This is a genomic window from Effusibacillus lacus, assembly GCF_002335525.1.
GTDB classification, from domain to species: Bacteria; Bacillota; Bacilli; order Tumebacillales; family Effusibacillaceae; genus Effusibacillus; species Effusibacillus lacus.
Map to the genome: position 1 here is coordinate 1 of NZ_BDUF01000053.1, position 14,183 is coordinate 14,183.

15 protein-coding genes and 1 pseudogene are annotated in these 14,183 nt (G+C 51.2%); 13 read left to right on the top strand and 3 right to left on the bottom strand.

The features are described from left to right. From EFBL_RS09530 to EFBL_RS09540, 3 genes and pseudogenes are all read left to right on the top strand, one after another. Positions 1-110: pseudogene (locus EFBL_RS09530) on the top strand (electron transfer flavoprotein subunit alpha/FixB family protein); the annotation flags it as partial. A 151-nt stretch (positions 111-261) separates the two neighbouring features. Continuing rightward, entirely contained in the window at positions 262-1,086 is an 825-nt protein-coding gene (locus EFBL_RS09535; RefSeq protein WP_096181907.1) for a YybI family spore inner coat protein, read from the top strand. Between the two features lie 79 nt (positions 1,087-1,165). Beyond that, complete coding sequence (locus EFBL_RS09540; RefSeq protein WP_096181908.1) at positions 1,166-1,624, top strand: hypothetical protein; 459 nt, start codon at positions 1,166-1,168, stop codon at positions 1,622-1,624. Between the two features lie 404 nt (positions 1,625-2,028). Here EFBL_RS09540 and EFBL_RS09545 read toward each other — a convergent pair whose 3' ends face one another. Next, complete coding sequence (locus tag EFBL_RS09545; protein WP_096181909.1) at positions 2,029-2,721, bottom strand: peptidylprolyl isomerase; 693 nt, start codon at positions 2,719-2,721, stop codon at positions 2,029-2,031. 191 nt (positions 2,722-2,912) lie between these two features. Between EFBL_RS09545 and EFBL_RS09550 the strand changes: the two genes are divergently transcribed. The 4 genes from EFBL_RS09550 to EFBL_RS09565 all read left to right on the top strand — a co-directional run bounded on the left by EFBL_RS09550 (position 2,913) and on the right by EFBL_RS09565 (position 6,781). Further along, entirely contained in the window at positions 2,913-3,740 is an 828-nt protein-coding gene (locus EFBL_RS09550) for an inositol monophosphatase family protein (RefSeq protein ID WP_096181910.1), read from the top strand. A gap of 391 nt (positions 3,741-4,131) precedes the next feature. After that, positions 4,132-5,241 carry a sporulation integral membrane protein YtvI gene (gene ytvI, locus EFBL_RS09555; protein WP_096181911.1) on the top strand — a complete coding sequence of 370 codons (1,110 nt, stop codon included), beginning with the start codon at positions 4,132-4,134 and terminating at the stop codon, positions 5,239-5,241. 19 nt (positions 5,242-5,260) lie between these two features. Beyond that, complete coding sequence (locus tag EFBL_RS09560) at positions 5,261-5,767, top strand: GNAT family N-acetyltransferase (RefSeq protein WP_165912654.1); 507 nt, start codon at positions 5,261-5,263, stop codon at positions 5,765-5,767. Between the two features lie 96 nt (positions 5,768-5,863). Further along, entirely contained in the window at positions 5,864-6,781 is a 918-nt protein-coding gene (locus tag EFBL_RS09565) for an SPL family radical SAM protein (RefSeq protein ID WP_096181913.1), read from the top strand. 14 nt (positions 6,782-6,795) lie between these two features. On the opposite strand, the gene cls is transcribed toward EFBL_RS09565, so the two are convergent. Continuing rightward, positions 6,796-8,238, bottom strand: a complete 1,443-nt coding sequence (gene cls, locus EFBL_RS09570; RefSeq protein WP_096181914.1) for a cardiolipin synthase — start codon at positions 8,236-8,238, stop codon at positions 6,796-6,798. Positions 8,239-8,315: 77 nt separating this feature from the next. Here cls and trxA point away from each other — a divergent pair, with 77 nt between their 5' ends. The 3 genes from trxA to EFBL_RS09585 all read left to right on the top strand — a co-directional run bounded on the left by trxA (position 8,316) and on the right by EFBL_RS09585 (position 10,898). Further along, complete coding sequence (trxA, locus tag EFBL_RS09575; RefSeq protein WP_096181915.1) at positions 8,316-8,723, top strand: thioredoxin; 408 nt, start codon at positions 8,316-8,318, stop codon at positions 8,721-8,723. Between the two features lie 136 nt (positions 8,724-8,859). Next, complete coding sequence (locus EFBL_RS09580) at positions 8,860-9,804, top strand: 4-hydroxy-3-methylbut-2-enyl diphosphate reductase (protein WP_096181916.1); 945 nt, start codon at positions 8,860-8,862, stop codon at positions 9,802-9,804. A 110-nt stretch (positions 9,805-9,914) separates the two neighbouring features. Then, complete coding sequence (locus tag EFBL_RS09585) at positions 9,915-10,898, top strand: S-layer homology domain-containing protein (RefSeq protein ID WP_165912653.1); 984 nt, start codon at positions 9,915-9,917, stop codon at positions 10,896-10,898. 80 nt (positions 10,899-10,978) lie between these two features. Here EFBL_RS09585 and EFBL_RS09590 read toward each other — a convergent pair whose 3' ends face one another. Then, positions 10,979-11,449, bottom strand: coding sequence for a GNAT family N-acetyltransferase (locus tag EFBL_RS09590; RefSeq protein WP_165912652.1), 471 nt, complete (start codon positions 11,447-11,449; stop codon positions 10,979-10,981). A 148-nt stretch (positions 11,450-11,597) separates the two neighbouring features. Between EFBL_RS09590 and EFBL_RS09595 the strand changes: the two genes are divergently transcribed. The 3 genes from EFBL_RS09595 to EFBL_RS21210 form a co-directional block, all read left to right on the top strand. After that, on the top strand, positions 11,598-12,302 hold the full coding sequence (locus EFBL_RS09595) for a FadR/GntR family transcriptional regulator (RefSeq protein ID WP_096181918.1): 705 nt from the start codon (positions 11,598-11,600) through the stop codon (positions 12,300-12,302). Between the two features lie 211 nt (positions 12,303-12,513). Continuing rightward, complete coding sequence (locus EFBL_RS09600; RefSeq protein ID WP_096181919.1) at positions 12,514-13,986, top strand: FAD-linked oxidase C-terminal domain-containing protein; 1,473 nt, start codon at positions 12,514-12,516, stop codon at positions 13,984-13,986. Between the two features lie 10 nt (positions 13,987-13,996). Continuing rightward, on the top strand, positions 13,997-14,183 hold a 187-nt coding region (locus EFBL_RS21210), incomplete at its 3' end, for a 4Fe-4S dicluster domain-containing protein (protein ID WP_231705748.1).

A 14,183-nucleotide genomic window follows, 5' to 3' on the forward strand; every position in this document is an offset into this window, starting at 1 on the left:
AAGATCCGGAAGCCCCGATCTTCAAGGTTGCGGACTACGGCATCGTGGGCGATCTGTTCGAAGTGGTGCCCGTGTTGACGGAAGAACTGAAGAAGGTTCTGGCTGAATAATGGAATTGATGCAACAGCGGTTTTGGTCCTTTCGGGCTGAAGCCGCTTTTGTTTTTATTACTGGCATGATAGCCTGCTTTTGTCGGGGGCGTCCGTCGCTTTTTGTCTATTTCTGTTGTAAACTGGACTCATAGGAAGGAGATGGAGTCGGATGAAAAAATCATTGCTCTCAATGTCACTCGTTACGGTTCTAATGGCGGCAGGTTGTTCGGACAAGCCAGCCGTCAGTCCCGCCCCCATGAACAATCCAACCCCCAACACAACCACTCCGACTGTTGTGACCCAGACAGAAGGAGAAACCATATACATGGCAAAACAGGATCTTGACGGTGACGGGAAGGCAGAGACCATCTCTTTGCTGGGCTTTGACAAGCAAGATTCCAACCAGCTCGCGGTCAAGAAGATTAAGGTTCGGATTGAAGGCGACGGTTGGAACCAAGAGGCGGAGTCCGTTTACGATTCCCACGTGAAACCGATTGATCTGGCAATTGTGGATTTGACCGCCGACGGCAGGAAAGAGATTGCTCTGAAGATGGATCGGGGCGGAACTGGCAAGGGGAATGTCGAACTTACTTTGTTCACTCTGCTTCAGGACAAAAAACTGGAAGAAATGAAGATCGACAACAACCGGGCTCCCGAATTCAAGCTGCGCTTGGTCAACGGCAACAAATATGAACTGACCGACCCGCTTACCGGCAGGTACTGGATTTTGCAAACGGATGAAGAACATACAGCTGCGACCGGAAACCCCAACATGTCTGGCCAGAAACCGCAAGCAGACCCTGCACATGAATGGAACTGGACAGATGCCGACAATGACGGGAAGATGGAACTGGTCTCCAAACAGGCTGTATGGATGGCCGCTCACGCCAATATCCTGTTTGACGTGCAAACCACGTACAAATGGGACGGTACAACTTGGAAACCCCAAGGCTATACCATTCTTCCTTCACAGGGAGTCAAAATTGTCAATTAATCACAACTTTAATGCTGAAAATGGTGTAAGATTGACAAGGTGTCTGTCACATGTGAAGCTGATGGTATGAGGTGATTGCATGCAATGGCCCTGGGGGAACGGATGGACCTTGTTTTGGCTGACAGTACTGCTCCTGGTTCTGCTGATTGCCTGTGTAACGGTCATTATCAAGAAGAGAAAACGGAAGGAATACCTGGTCACGGTTGAAGGCACAGTCATGAAGGTTTTGGCCGATGACACGGATCGAAGAGGCGGAATGCATCAGCGCCTTCTCATAAAAATCACAAAAGTTCTGGACAACCCGGAAGATGCGGATGTGGATACGCAGCATAACGTGCTTGTTACCATGAGGTTCGGAGACAGGGACGGGTTCCCGGAGCGGCTGGGGGTGTTTGATAAGGCGGACGGCAAGCGGATTGAGATCCGCGGAAAATACATTCCCGCAGAAAACAACATGGGAAACCGGAAACAAGCGGTGATTCATTTTACTCACAAGCCCATCGGGTACGTACGGCTGAACAATAAAACCTATCGGTAACACTTGCATGGGGCTTTCCCAAAAGTGGTTGTTTGAACACTTCCTGGTTCAGGAAGAAGCAATGAGGATGGCCCATATTGAAAAAATTACGGTGATTTTCAAGGCTATTTTAGAAATCTAAGCGGTGGTTTTCGAAATAGTGATGATTTTCAACGTTATTTAAGAGGTTTCTCCTTGGTGGGCAATAAAGAACCGCTAAATAGCGGTGAAAAAGAACCTTATTCTAAGAATCGCAATGATTCGACAAGTATAGCGGTGAAAAACACCGTTATTTCGAAACACAGGCGGGCTGTCTTATGACTTTTGAGACAGCCCCTTCATTCATATCTTAAAATTCAGCTGTCAATAACGCTACCAGGGTCCTTGAATTTGCCCCCGGGCAAATATATGCCCGTAACTTGATGCTATTTTTCTTCGATGGTTACAGATTTGATGATTACTTCCTCTTTCGGGACGCTCATCGCCCCATCAGGACCCAGGCGTGTTGGTACCGAGGAGATTTTTTGAACGACGTCCATTCCTTCGATCACTTTGCCAAAAACGGTGTAGTTCGGCATTTGCTGAAGAACCTTGACTTCATCCCCGTTCCCAATGAAAAATTGGCTTCCGTTTGTGTTGGGACCCGAGTTGGCCATGGCGACGACTCCCGGTTCATAAGGGTATTTGGGCGGAAGTTCGTCCTTGAACTTGTATCCCGGGCCTCCGGTGCCGTTCCCAAGCGGATCGCCGGTCTGGATCATGAAACCTTTAATTATGCGATGGAACTTAATTCCGTCGTAGAATTTGTCCCTTGCCAGGAAAACAAAGTTGTTGACCGTAACCGGAGCATCCTTGGCATAAAGTTGGATCTTGATGTCCCCTTTGCTGGTATGCAGGGTGGCAAAATAACTTTTGGCCGGATCGATTACCATCTGGGGCGGTTCTTTGTACTTGTTGTGCTTGGATGCGGTGGGCGATTGGTTTGCGGGAGCCTGTCCCTGCTGCCCCTGGTTGCCTTGGGCAGGTGCCGGTTTGCCCGGTTCCGCTGTGCCGCACCCTGTCGCCAGTCCGGCTGCAAGCATAGCACTCAGAGTAAGTAAGGCGATTTTCCTCTTCATAGCTCAACCTCCCAACTCTCACAATAACACACCTTCCGGTGCTATTCCACCGGAACCTGTTTGCTGCCGATGACTGGGCTCCTGATAGGAGGGCTTTCTTATGGTATATTTAGCAGGAGGGCAAACCTCGTTGTAAAAAAAGGCCGTTTCCGATACATTAGAGGAAACATTGGAGTTCAGGAGGCACCAACATGCATGACAGGTTTACCAGTGTGGCGGAAGCGGCTGCACGCGAAGCGGGGCATCTAATCCGGGACCGCATTGGCCGGGCAAGAGAAGTAGGGGAAAAAACATCAAACGTAGACCTTGTAACAGAAGTGGACAAGCAATCGGAAGCGGTGATCCGCACGGAACTGTTGGCTGCTTTTCCCGAACATAAAATTCTTGGGGAAGAGGGAGTGGCGCCGGGATCCGCCGCATCGGCAGAAGCACTGGCCAAAGCGTTGTCGGCAGAATACTTGTGGATTGTCGATCCGATTGACGGCACCACCAACTTCGTTCACGGTTTTCCGGGGTGTACCGTTTCCATTGCATTGGCCCACCGTGGGGAAGTGATTGCCGGGGTCATTTATGATCCGCTCCGGGATGAGATGTTCTCGGCACGGCGCGGTGGGGGTGCCTATATGAACGGGGAACCCATACATGTGTCGGAAGAGGAAACTTTATCCGTCAGTTTATTGGCGACAGGTTTTCCCGGTGACAGGGAATGGGCACGTGAAGTAAATCTGCGTGGGATGGCTGCTCTTACTCCTGTCTGCCGCAACATTCGAGCCGCAGGATCGGCCGCTCTTCACATGGCGTATGTGGCCTGCGGGCGCCTCAGCGGTTTCTGGGAGATTGATCTGAACGCATGGGATTTGGCTGCCGGAAGCTTGCTGGTGCAGGAAGCGGGCGGCAGGGTTACGGATACGGAAGGAAACGAATACAACCTGGAGGTTCGTCATATAGCCGCCACCAATGGACATATTCACAACCAGTTGATCCGTGTACTGGAACAGGCGGACGCAACGGGACTCTGATTCGCTTGGAACCGAAAATAACTGATTCTCGATCCACTATTTCTTAATAAAATGGATATGTTTTTACAAATAACGGATTTTTAGGCTACTATCCGGGGGATCTTGATACCTGAACCATCCAGAAACCCGAAATAGGAGCCTGGGAATCCTTTATTGCTGTTTATCGAGGATTCCATCTAAAATAAGGACTTTCAAATACCTTATTCGTACCCGGGTGCCGGGGAGCCGGGGGAAGGGGGGCGACGGGGTGGCCGGATTAAAAGGGGTGATTCTAGCGCCTTGGTTTGTCCCGTATACTATAGAAGCAAAGTTTGATTTCTTCCAGTTTGGCTACAATTGTTAAAGAAAGAACAGTTTGCTATATTTTGGGTAAACAAACCGGAGGGTTTTCATGCTGGATTTAATACTGAAATACCGCCGACAACTGATCAATACAGCCTTGTTTCTGGTTGCCGTCTTACTGGTCTATGTGATCCTGAAATGGCTGGTTCCCTTTGTCATTCCTTTGATTATTGGAATTCTCATAGCTTTGTTGATTGAACCGCTGGTTCGGCTTCTCAGCAGCAAGGCAAGAATTCCCCGCTGGATTTCCTCCTTGATCGCGTTGCTGTTGGTGTTCGGGGGAGGCGTTGCCCTCGTGGTCGTCCTGAGCGCCAAACTGGTCATTGAACTGGCTGATCTGGCGAAGAAAATCCCCTATTGGTCACAGTTGGTGGTGGATCGGTTCTACGGTGACGTGACCCGCCTGATAGAAATCTACAACACCAACTTGACGGATGAACTGAAGACCAAAATCAACGAAAACCTGATGGTGCTTGGGGAATCGCTCGGCAAACTGGGAGTGTCTGCGGCACAGGCCGCTTTGCACGGCATCAGTTCCGTTCCCAACCTGGTGGTGATTCTGCTGCTTTCGGTGTTCATCGGGTATTTTGTCAGCAAGGATTTCCTGCATTTCAAACGGAAGATCGGAACCTGGATGCCGGTAGATGTGAAGCAGAAGGGGAAGGTTGTCTACGCAGACCTTGCTGCGGCCATCGGGGGTTATATCCGGGGACAGACGATCCTGATTACGATTACGGCTGTTCAGGTGCTTGCCGGTTTGTTGATTCTTCAGGTGCCCTATGCATTTTCCCTCTCGCTGCTGGCAGCTTTCCTGGATATTCTGCCTTTGTTGGGCACTGGGACGCTGTTTGTGCCTTGGGCAGCTTTTTCCCTGATTACCGGGGACATCCGACTGGGAATCGGACTTTTGATTGTATACGGACTGATTGTTGTGGTTCGCCAGGTGATGGAGCCGCGAATCCTGGCCAATACGATCGGACTGGATCCGCTCGCCACCATCGTCGTGATGTATGCAGGCTATCAGGCTGCCGGATTTATCGGGTTGCTGCTGGCTCCTTTTATCCTGATCGCCTTCCAGTCCCTGCTCAAGGTGCGTGCGTTTGATCTGATCCTCGGGAGCAACGACAAAAACGGACCGCCCGCCGGGGGCAACCGCTGAGGGAGGCATCAGCAAGATTTTGGATCGGATTCGGTTGCAGGAGTTGGGCGCTGAATATGCAGAATTGCTGCATAGACTGTTTGGCATTTCCCGGCCGGAGCTGGAAGGATTCCTGGCGGAGGAAGTGTTGGGGTGGTCTCTGTCTCGGGTAATCCTGTTGAAAGGGGAAGTTATAGGGCTGATTCAGGTCCGCAAGCTGGATCCGGATAAAGGATACGGATTTCTCGGCACGTCGTTGGTGCAAAAGGTTTGGGGGACCGGTGCCAACCGAACGGCGAAAGATGCGATGCTGAGGCTGCTTTTTGCCGAGAGACCGGATATCCACCGGGTATTTCTGGGCATTGAAGCGGATAATGTTCGTTCTCTGAAGGCTGTGAGAAAACTGCCCTACATCCTGGAAGTGGACGATGATCGGGTTCCTGTGGAAATCACGGAAGACCTGCCGCCAGAAACGGATAAGAAAAGACATTGGTTCGTGATCGAACGGAATCATTTCCACGAGTCGACCAGTCTGAGACTGCCGTAAACCGGCAGTTTTTTCCATTGTGGGGATGGTTTACTTTTTTCGGCGATATGATAAAATACGAATAAACGTTCGCATTTTGTTGCTCGGGAGGTTCCCATGAACAATCGCCGGATCTTCAAGATCAAAAGCAAGACGGTACTGAACCGGGTGACAACGCCGGCCATGCCGTTTACCTGGTCCATCAATCCCTATCGCGGCTGTTCCCATGGATGTGCTTTTTGTTATGCAAGAAACACCCATTCATTTCTCGGAATGGGGACGGATGATACTTTCCGCACCCATCTGTTTGTCAAAGAGGATGCTCCTGAAGTGCTCAGACGGGAGTTGGCCAAAGGAAGGTGGCGCGGCGGTCGGGTTGCAATTGGTACGGCCACGGATCCTTATCAGCCATTGGAGAAACAGCGCGGGCTCACAAGAAGAATTCTGGAGATTCTGGTTCAATACCGGATTCCGACGACCATTACCACCCGCTCTCCCTTGATTATACGCGATCTGGATTTGCTGCAGGAGTTGAGTTCGCGAACCGAATGTTCTGTCAATATATCGATCAATACGCTGGACGTAAGAATATGGCGTTCGATGGAGCCTGAGTCCCCTCACCCACAAGCCCGGTTTGCAACTGTCAGGAAACTTAGGGAGGCCGGGATTCGGGCAGGAATTTTCCTGGCACCCGTTCTTCCGTTCCTGACGGATGATGAGTCGACTCTGGACCGGTTGCTTCAACATGCAAAAGAGTCGGATGCTTCTTTCGTTTTCGCATCACTTCTCCGTTTGAAGCCGGAGGTGAAACCATGGTTTTTTGCCCAATTGGAACGACATTATTCCAACCTGATCTCCTGCTATCGAAGTCTATATAAAGGAACGTATGCAGAAGAGCAGTTTGCTCAAAGGTTCCATGAGAAGGTTGCTCCGTTGCTTGAACAATGGGGATTCGCCAAGGAATCCCTTTCCATAACCAATTCCCGGTCAGACTGGAAATGTCTCAAAGAAGAACAGTTGTCTTTTGCATTATGAAAGAGATTGTTCCCTCACAACAAAGGGGAAAACAACCTCGCCGACGATTCAAGAAACCTCTTGCCAATCGTGTGCCCTTGCAGATAACTGTCCAGGGTTATTTCCTCGCTGTCTGCCATGTCTTGTCGGAAGGCGGCTTCCTGTTGCTGCGCCAACTCTTTGTCGTAAATAATGGCATTCACTTCAAAATTGTATTGGAAACTGCGCATGTCCAAATTGGCGGTTCCTACCGACGCCACTTCCCCATCGATCAGTACCACCTTGGAATGGATGAACCCTTTTTTGTATGCGTAAATCTTAACCCCTGCCCGCAACAATTCTTCAAAGTAGGATCGAGTAGCATAATACACAATGTAATATTCAGGTTTAGCCGGCAGGATGATTCGCACATCGAGACCGCTTAAGGCTGCAGTTTTGAGAGCCATCAGCATGCTGTCGTCCGGGATCAGATAAGGCGAGATGATATGAATTGTCTTCTGTGCCGAAGCAATCATGGAGAAGTGCGCCTGCCAAATCGACTCCCAATCGGAATCGGGACCGCTTTCCGTGATCTGAACAAGTTGACTGCCGCAGGCAGGCTGAATCGGAAAGTATTCCGGTTCGGTAATATACTGGTTGCAGCCCACATACCAATCCTTCAGAAATATGAATTGAAGATAATAGACCGCTTCCCCTTCGATTCGCAGAAGGGTATCCCGCCAATAGCCGAGCGGACCTTTCCCCAGGTATTCATCCCCAATATTAAAGCCGCCGGTGAATCCGATGGTTCCGTCGATCACAAGGATCTTTCGATGATTTCGGAAATTGATGCGGCTTGTAAGCCAGGGAAAATAAACGGGCAGGAAACCTATGATTTCAACACCCGCCCGCTTTAGTTCGGATATGTAGGAGCGACTCAATTTGCGGCTTCCCATGCCGTCATAGATCACCCTGACACGGACTCCCTCACGGGCTTTTTGTATCAGGATGGATTGGATTTCCCGTCCGATCTGGTCATCACGGATGATATAAAATTCCAGATGAATATGATGCTTAGCCTCAGCCAGTGCTTTCTTTATTGATTGAAAAGCCGCTTCGCCGTCCTGAAAGACCTGAATCCGGTTGTTTTCCGATACGGGTGCACTCGAATTGGCCAACAGCAGGCGCATCCACTTGGTTTGGTTGGTCGAACCGTTGGACAATTCGTCCGTCCGGTTCATGTGCTGGGTAGCGTGCTGGCGCAGTGAGTTGGAGAACTCCTGGGGCAGGGACTTGGATTGTAACCGCCTGTGTTTTCGGTACTTCTGGCCAAAAATGAGATAAAGCACGAAACCGACTACCGGAAAGGCGGCCAATACAGTCAGCCACGCAAGCGTCTTTGCGGGGTTCCGCTTTTCCATTACCAGCAGAACGGCAAGTGTGGAGAACCATAAGACGTATAGGATTGTCCAGAAGCTTTGCTGAAAAAAGGCGATCATGTGGTTTGCAGTCACCGCCTGTCAATGTGTCCCGAGATTCGATACTATAATAGCACACTGCTCCGGCGTTAGCTTGCATGGTTTTGCCCTTGGGGATATTTTTGTTAACTGGCTTACATACATCCGGGATTCGGCTGGAGTATACTGAAAACAATCAAGAGAAGAAAGGAGGGTCGAAAATGGCAAATGTGCAGAATTTGACAACGGCCAACTTCGACCAAGCCATTCAAAGCGGCAAGGTGCTGGTGGATTTTTGGGCGACATGGTGCGGACCCTGCCGGATGCAAACGCCTGTGATTGAAAAATTGGCAAGCGAGATGCCCGGCATCAAGTTTGCAAAAGTCAACGTGGATGATGAGCCGTCGTTAGCCCAGCGGTTCGGGGTCATGAGCATCCCGACGCTGCTTGTGTTAAACAACGGGAAAGTGGAGAAGACGCTGGTCGGTTTCCACAATGAAGCCCAATTGAAAGCTGCTTTGTCATAACCCGCCAGAAGCCTCCTCCTGAAATGTCGGGAGAAACTGAAGAGGCTATGGTATACTAGACCTACCTGAATTTTGCCTGGCATTCATCCGTTGCGGATTTTGAATGCCGGGTTTTCAAGCAGGGAGGTCTTTTTTTATGGAAGTGTTGAAGATTACGCCGAGAGGCTACTGTTATGGCGTGGTGGATGCCATGGTGCTTGCCCAGCAGGCGGTCAAGGATCTGAATCTGCCCCGTCCGATCTATATACTTGGCATGATTGTGCATAATCGTCACGTAGTCGAAGCATTCGAACGGGAGGGTATCATTACGCTGGACGGAGACAACCGTCTGGCATTGCTCGACCAGATCGACAAAGGAACCGTTGTTTTTACCGCCCACGGTGTGTCACCGGAAGTACGCCGGCGTGCCCGGGAGAAAGGACTGACGGTTGTGGATGCCACCTGTCCCGATGTGACCAAGACCCACGACCTGATTCGGGAGAAAACAGCCGAAGGGTACGAAGTGCTTTATATCGGCAAGAAGGGACACCCGGAACCGGAAGGGGCGATTGGGGTCGCGCCGGATCGTGTGCACCTGGTCGGACGAATCGAAGACTTGCGGCACATCAAGCTGACAACCGATAAGATTCTTGTCACCAATCAGACCACCATGAGCCAATGGGACGTCAAAGAGCTGATGAATCGAATTCTTGAAGTGTATCCCCATGCGGAGATCCACAATGAAATTTGCCTGGCGACCCAGGTCCGACAGGAAGCTGTCGCCGAACAGGCCAAACATACAGACATCGTAATTGTTGTAGGGGATCCCCGCAGCAACAACTCCAATCGATTGGCGCAAGTTGCTGAGGAGATGGGAGGCGTTCCCGCCTACCGGGTTGAGGATGTGACAGAGATAGATCCGCAATGGCTGGTTGGCAAGAAGATCGTGGGCGTCACTTCCGGCGCTTCGACACCGACACCGATTACCAAAGAAGTGATAGACTGGCTGGAGCAGTTTGACCCGGACAATCCCGCCACTTGGGAGAAACGCCGTACGGTCAACATGGAAAAACTGCTTCCTGCTTACAAGAGCAGGTCTTGATGTAACGAAGTTCCCTCCCTGCCCGTCAGACATTTTGGAAACAACGGAAAGATATGCAATGCAACATCCGAAACTATATGATGGGAAGAATGGATACGGAGGGGATGAATATGCTGAAGAGTAAGATTGTCGCACTTATAGCAACGGGTGCTGTCGTACTGGGAGCCATCGGGACCGGCAGTGCCACCATGCCCTTTGACGATACGGCCCGGGTCTTCGTGGATATTGAGAACCACTGGGCCAAACCGGACATAATGAGAATGTACCAGGCAGGAATTGTCAAAGGAGTCGGTGAAGGAAAGTTTGCTCCGGAACAGGCTGCGACCCGGGAGCAGGTGGTTACTCTTATACTGAGATCCACCGGGCAATCCCTGGATAAGACCAGCACCGCAACATTCGCGGACGTGCCGGTTGACCGCTGGTCTCATCCGTTTATTGAGACTGCCTTGAACCGGTCCATTATTGCAAAAGGCTCCACCGGCAAGTTTGAGCCTGAATGGCCTGTAAGAAGAGCGGAAGCCGCTTTGTGGATTTCCCGCGCGGTGCCCGCCCTGAACACCGGGGTTGCCGGTGGAAACCCGGCCCCTTTTTCCGATATCGGGAAACTGAGCAGCGAGGAACAATCTGCCATTTCCCATGTGTATCACCTTGGAATCATGATGGGGAACAGCGGGCTGTTCCGACCGGACGATTCTCTGACGAGAGCGGAGATGGCGACTCTGATCGCCCGCTTGTTTGACCGGCTCCAAAGCCATTTGGGAGGGCAGGAGATGACGTTTCATAAAGTGGATCTCTCAAAAGCAAGCGATGAACTGAAAAATTGGGCTGGCAGCGTCAAAGGCACTCCCGGCCTTCACACCAAAACCACCGGCGGCAAAACCTATATTCTCGTAAGCCGTGGAGAGAAACCAAATGCGGGGTACGGATTGACAATCACGAAAGTGATCGAAGAAAAGAATCGGGTTGTGGTGAAGTTTGAACAACGCAACCCGGAACCGGGGAAGATGTATGCGCAAGTAATTACAACCCCCTTCGACCTGGTGGAAATAGCGAAGACCGATAAGAGGATTGAGTTGGGCAACGACCTCAACTAATCCAGATTGGACAAAAACAAAGCGGCTTGCCCCGATTGGCAGGCCGCTTTTTCCAGTGAGCGCTGCAATATCCGCTTTCGCTAGACTTGATAAACGGATGTTCCAGGGGCAATCTGCATGAACCGTTCCGGTTGATCCATAGGCACGAAGCCATATTTTTCGTACAGGCCATGGGCATCGTTGGTTGCCAGCATAAAGCGCCTCAATCCTTGCAATTCAGGATGTTGAACGATCACTCCGACGAGCCATTTGGACAGTCCTTGTCCCCTGTATTCCGGTAGAACAAACACATCCGCCAGCCAAGCAAAAGTTGCCAGGTCGGATATGACCCTCGCAAAGCCGATTTGTTTCGTCGGACTCTCCGACGGATTCCCCTTGTAGATGCCAAAGCACAAAGCGCTGCCTGCAACGGACTTCTCCAGGACATCCATCGGAATGCCCTTTGCCCAGTAGGATTCAAAGTGCAGATAGTTATAGATGGTTTGCAGATCAAGATGGTTCCTGTCGGTGGATATTGTATAATTTCCGTTTGTCCAGACGGTGTACGGCACGGGTGGCCCCCCTTTTTTTTAAATGATTTAATCATACAAAAAAATTCCACTTTTCAACAGTGAGTTGCGTAAGTTACAGAAACAATCCGGTGTGGTATAGTAATATCATTCAGAGGAATGCCCTTTCATCAGAACAAGGGGTGGAGTTATGTACAAACTTAAAACTCAAAAAGTATATGAGCAAGTTGCCAGTCATATCCAGTCGTTGATTGAGAAAGGTGTATATAAACCGGGAGACAAGCTGCCGACCTTGATTGAAATGTCAGAGATGCTGAATGTGGGAAGAGCCACCGTGCGAGAGGCTTTCTCCGCTTTGCAGGCCAAGGGTTTAATTGATATCCGGCACGGGGAAGGATCTTTTGTCAGAAGCATTGATTTGGAGAATTTTCAGGAACCAATGAACATCGCATTGATGAAGGGCGATGATCTGGTAGAGTTGCTGGAGGTCCGGAAGATTCTTGAGGTGGGTGCGGCTGAGATGGCGGCCCGCAACCGGACAGAAGAAAATTTGGAAGAGATGAGACGGGCGCTTGATATAATGGGCGCTTACCAGGAATCGGAGACGGAGAGCGTGGAGGCCGATTTTCGGTTCCATATGGCGGTGGCCAAAGCTTCCGGCAATTCCATGCTGCTGTCCTTGATTCAAACCATTGCCCCGACCATGCAAAGCATGATGAGCCGCATGCGGGAAGTGGCCGGCAGCTCACGCGATTTGCTGTACCAGCATATTCAAATTTACAAGGCCATCGAAGCGAAGAACCCGGACATATCCCGCAAGACGATGTACGACCACATCGACAACACGATGCAGGGGTTGGAAAGCCATCGCCGGCACAAGGGGAAGACATCGTAAGGGTTCCGCCTTTGGGCGGTCTTGACTGCTCATTGACACCGAGCACCAGGCGGTTTCCCGAAAAAGGTTTTGCAGGCAGAGATAAGGTCCCCGAAGGACCTTATTTTTATTTGAGCTTCGTAAATTTAAATTGTTCAGGTCATCATACCTCTGTGATATAATGAACTTAATTTGAACTTTGTAAGCGATTCCATCTTGAGGGGGAACACGTATGTTAAAGCCTCATATAGCAAAAGAACTGCGGGCCATAGTCGGAGACAACTGGGTCATGGACACTCCGGAAGATTGCCTCGCTTACTCCTATGATGCAACGCCTCTGTATCAGAGCCTGCCGGACGGTGTGGCAGTACCGGGGACTGCGGAGGAAGTGGCTGCCATTGTCAAAGTCTGCGCACGGGAAAACATCAAGATTGTGTCCCGGGGTTCCGGATCCAACCTGTCCGCAGGTACGGTTCCTGTTGAAGGGGGACTCGTGATTGTCCTGACCAGGCTGAACCAGATCCTCGAGATTGACCAGGACAACCTGACCACTACCTTCCAACCGGGTGTAATTACCGCCAACCTGCACCGGGAAGTGGAAAAAATGGGTCTGTTCTACCCGCCGGATCCGGGAAGCATGAACATCTCCACCCTGGGCGGCAATATTGCGGAATGTGCCGGCGGCCTGCGCGGCTTGAAATATGGCGTGACCAAAGACTACATCATGGGGCTGCAAGCGGTGCTTCCCAATGGAGAGATTCTCCGCACCGGCGGCAAATCGGCCAAAGACGTGGCTGGCTATGACCTGACCAAACTGCTTGTCGGTTCGGAAGGAACACTGGCGATTATTACGGAAGCGACAGCCAAGCTGATTCCGCTCCCGGAGACCAAGCGCACCATGCTGGCCATGTTCCGGGATCTCACCGGGTCGGCCCGGGCCGTGTCAAGAATCATTGCGGAGCGAATCATCCCGGCTACCCTGGAGTTTCTTGACAATCCGACGATTCGGGTGGTGGAAGATTTTGCCCGGATCGGTCTTCCGACCGATATGGGGGCCATTCTGATGATCGAACAGGATGGACCGGAAGCGGTAGTGGAACGGGATATTCAGAAGATTGCCGAGATCTGCCGCAAAGAAGGAGCTGTCGAAGTGAAGGTGGCCGATTCACTGGAAGAAGGCGCCAAGCTGATGCAGGCCCGCCGCTTTGCATTGTCCGCACTGGCGAGAGTCCGCCCGACGACCATCCTTGAAGATGCAACCGTTCCGCGCGCCCGGCTGGCTGAGATGGTGGAACAGATCAACGTGATCGCAAAGAAATACAACGTTGAGATCTGTACTTTTGGACATGCTGGTGATGGCAACCTGCACCCCACATGCATGACCGACGAACGGGACAAAGAAGAGATTCACCGGGTGGAACAGGCATTTGAGGAGATCTTCCTGGCTGCCATCAAGCTTGGCGGTACCATTACCGGTGAGCACGGAGTGGGTGCCGCCAAGATGAACTACCTGTCCCTGAAAGTTGGGGAGACGGGCATTGAAGTGATGAAATCGCTGAAACGGGCCATCGACCCGCAAGGCATCATGAACCCCGGCAAGCTGTTTGCCAGGGATACCAGACGCCGCGTGGTGGTAAGCAACGTCGAACAAGATCATCACGCTCACGGAAACGGATGTGGATGCAATGAGCACACAGCAAGCTAATCTTTCTGCCATGACAGGGGCTCATATTGCCAATGCCGTATCGGATGCAAGGAACGGCATTCTGGAACTGATGGAGACAATGCATTACGACGAAATCATGAACTGCATGCGGTGCGGATTCTGTCTGCCCGCTTGTCCCACCTATCGGGAGACGGGAAAGGAGACCGCTTCCCCCCGCGGGCGGATTGCCATGATGA

Bases quoted from the DNA above. Each gene is read 5' to 3' on its own strand.
- EFBL_RS09535 (WP_096181907.1), top strand. From the start codon at position 262: ATGAAAAAATCATTGCTCTCAATGTCACTCGTTACGGTTCTAATGGCG.
- EFBL_RS09540 (WP_096181908.1), top strand. From the start codon at position 1,166: ATGCAATGGCCCTGGGGGAACGGATGGACCTTGTTTTGGCTGACAGTA.
- EFBL_RS09545 (WP_096181909.1), bottom strand. From the start codon at position 2,721: ATGAAGAGGAAAATCGCCTTACTTACTCTGAGTGCTATGCTTGCAGCC.
- EFBL_RS09550 (WP_096181910.1), top strand. From the start codon at position 2,913: ATGCATGACAGGTTTACCAGTGTGGCGGAAGCGGCTGCACGCGAAGCG.
- ytvI (WP_096181911.1), top strand. From the start codon at position 4,132: ATGCTGGATTTAATACTGAAATACCGCCGACAACTGATCAATACAGCC.
- EFBL_RS09565 (WP_096181913.1), top strand. From the start codon at position 5,864: ATGAACAATCGCCGGATCTTCAAGATCAAAAGCAAGACGGTACTGAAC.
- cls (WP_096181914.1), bottom strand. From the start codon at position 8,238: ATGATCGCCTTTTTTCAGCAAAGCTTCTGGACAATCCTATACGTCTTA.
- trxA (WP_096181915.1), top strand. From the start codon at position 8,316: ATGGTTTTGCCCTTGGGGATATTTTTGTTAACTGGCTTACATACATCC.
- EFBL_RS09580 (WP_096181916.1), top strand. From the start codon at position 8,860: ATGGAAGTGTTGAAGATTACGCCGAGAGGCTACTGTTATGGCGTGGTG.
- EFBL_RS09585 (WP_165912653.1), top strand. From the start codon at position 9,915: ATGCTGAAGAGTAAGATTGTCGCACTTATAGCAACGGGTGCTGTCGTA.
- EFBL_RS09595 (WP_096181918.1), top strand. From the start codon at position 11,598: ATGTACAAACTTAAAACTCAAAAAGTATATGAGCAAGTTGCCAGTCAT.
- EFBL_RS09600 (WP_096181919.1), top strand. From the start codon at position 12,514: ATGTTAAAGCCTCATATAGCAAAAGAACTGCGGGCCATAGTCGGAGAC.